Below are 2634 nucleotides of genomic sequence, written 5' to 3' on the forward strand. Positions count from 1 at the left end.
TGTTAGGACCACGTATTTAGTAACGCCGTGGTGAGCAAGCAGTAACGCCCGGGTGAGTATTGAGTAACACCCGGGCGTTGATTATGGGGAACTATTCTGCGTTGGCTTCTAGGCGCATGTTGGGTCCTTCCAGTGTGATGATCTCAGCGCCAACGACAAGCCGATTCAGGATCGACTCGGCGATGACAGCATCCGGGATGGATTTGTACCACTCGTCGGGCGTGAACTGGGAGGTTACAATTGTTGATCCCCGGTGTTCACGTTCCGCAAGAATATTGAGCAGTTGGTGTGCTGTGGCAGCATCAATCGGGGTTGTTAAGAAGTCGTCAAGAACGAGTACGTCTGCCAGGTGCAGGTCTTGAAGAAACTCCATGCGTGCTGTGTCATCATGGCGTAGCACCATCAGCTGGTTGGCTAGTGTGTCTGTGCGGAAGAATCGGGCGGAGTAGTCGTTTCTGCACGCGGCGGTTAGCAGTGCTTGGGCCAGGTAGGTTTTGCCGACGGATGATTTGCCGAGGATGACAATGCTTTGCGCTTTTTGACACCATTGGCAGTGAGCGAGTCTGGTGATTTGCTCTTTGTTGAGGTTGCGGCCGGGTGCGTAGGTGATGTCTTCGATACATGCATCGAGATTTGGCGATCGGGATGCTTTGAGTAGTTTGTTGACTCGTCGTTCACGCTTGGCCGCGACTTCTTTATCGAGTGCGTAGAGCACCTTGTCGGAAAAACTCCACGAGTCGAAGACAGGATCTGCGGCAATATCAATCACGGTTCGGCCGAAGGCCGTCATTCTCAGATCGGTAAAGACCGGCAGGACCGATTCATCTAGAAAGCGTGCTGATGCTGATGCTGGTTGTGGCTGTGTCATGACTGCGAAGGTCCTTTCTTCGTAAGGTTTTCCATGCTGAACTGGGCAGACCCACCCAGATACGCGCCGCGGGTATCACGTGGGTGTACCGCCGGTGGTGTTTCAGGCGGTGTTGTTGGTGGAAGATCATGGCCTGTCGGGCGGGTGGATTGGTCTTTGCGTACCGCAGCCATCATGTTTTTCACCGCGGTATACGACACGGCCCTCCTTGCGCCATCAGGTGCGATCAAGCGTGCACAGGCTTGTTCCAAAATCGCCTTGTTGGCGTGCTTGCCCATATTTAGTACGTTTCGACATGATTGATATGCCTGGGCAGGGATTGCCTTTGCGCTGATAAGTTCTGCGATGACTTTCCGGGTCGCTGGCCCGATCTTGGCTGCTTCACGGTAGAAGTAATCACTGGTCCACAGCCCTGTGGTATCAGCCATGGTGGCAGGAATATGATCCACGTCAGTGACATAGATCCCCCGGGCTTGGGCAAGCCGGTGGGTAGCAACACGCCGCCCAGCGTCAAAGACAGTAACTTCGTTGCCAGTGATGCGTACATCGACAGTCCGGCCGACGAGCTGGTAGGGCACCGAATAGTGAGCAGTATTGACGGTGATGTGGAAGGTGGGGGCGACTTTCGCGCGTTTCCATTCGGTATGCTGCCACGGTGATGCGGGAAGTTGGCCAAGCACATCACGTTCAAACTCATCAAAGAGCATTCTTCTGCTGGTGTAGGTGCCACGAAACGGTACCGCGTCGTTGATACCGTCAACCAGGCTGCGGATGCGTGCATTGAGTTCATCGAGCCCAACGCATTGATGCCCGTGGAGGGTATGGATGACTTTTTGGGTGATGATCTTGACTGCCGCTTCCACGTTCGCCTTGTCCTTCGGACGCCGAGCGCGAGCAGGCAGCGCGGCAGTGTTGTAATGCTCGAGGAATTCCTCGTAGGTGGAATTAACCTGCCGGTTGCGGTCAGCAGCACCGACTGCGTGTGACGCTGTCGAAGCATTATCAGGCACAATTACTTCAGCGACGCCACCGAAGTATTCAAACGCTTGGATATGTGCCCACAGCCACGCCGCTTGCCGCTGGTTCGGGCAAGCACAGGCAAACAGCATGCCGGAATACGGCAGTGACGCCACGAAAATACTGACTTTTGCACCCCGGGCATCAATCGGGTCAAACAGCCGCATTGTCGTACCGGCCCAGTCGACTTGCATAGTGTGTGCCGGGGCATGTGTAATGCGCGCGGTAAGTCCTGTGGCATCAACGTGTTCGGCGACAAGCTGGCGGAACCGCTCGTAGCTGTAGTAACGCTGAGACGGGCGAGCGGGTTGGGTGGTGTAGTGGCCCCACAAGACTTGGAGAGTGACTTTGTTTCGGCCGGTGCGTGCTTTGGCCACCGCGTCGAAATCGATGGGCACGAAATCTCCTTGGGCACGACTTCGACCATCAACAAACCAAGTGGCCATTTCTTCGTCGGTGATACCGGCGAGTTGTTCATCGGTTGTGATCTGGTGTGCCGCCATTGCCTGGCGGGCCTTTTGAACTGTGGTATGCGAGCAACGCACAGTCGAGCAGATTTGACGGACGGACCAGCCTTGTAAGACAAGATCCATCACGGCCCGGTAATCAGTCACGATCGGACTCCCCTGATTATGCCGCGAGCCCTTTGGTCACGCGGTCAGAAGAATCTTCCCCCAAAGTGTTACTCGATACTCACCATCCCGTTACTAGATAGTCACCACGGTGTTACTAGATACCCCCGCGCAACA

2 protein-coding genes are annotated in these 2634 nt (G+C 55.3%); both read right to left on the bottom strand.

Annotation, left to right across the window (positions count from 1 at the left end; translation table 11 throughout):
- Positions 1-91: 91 nt before the first annotated feature.
- Positions 92-868 (bottom strand): ATP-binding protein, encoded by a 777-nt coding sequence (locus VVR41_RS10625; protein WP_280195274.1) that lies wholly within the window; start codon positions 866-868, stop codon positions 92-94.
- A complete protein-coding gene (istA, locus tag VVR41_RS10630) occupies positions 865-2499 on the bottom strand; it encodes an IS21 family transposase (RefSeq protein WP_368524746.1) in 1635 nt (544 codons plus the stop codon). Before istA ends, VVR41_RS10625 begins: the two co-directional genes overlap by 4 nt.
- Positions 2500-2634: the final 135 nt, after the last annotated feature.

It is taken from the genome of Corynebacterium sp. LK2510, assembly GCF_040946405.1.
GTDB lineage: Bacteria > Actinomycetota > Actinomycetes > Mycobacteriales > Mycobacteriaceae > Corynebacterium.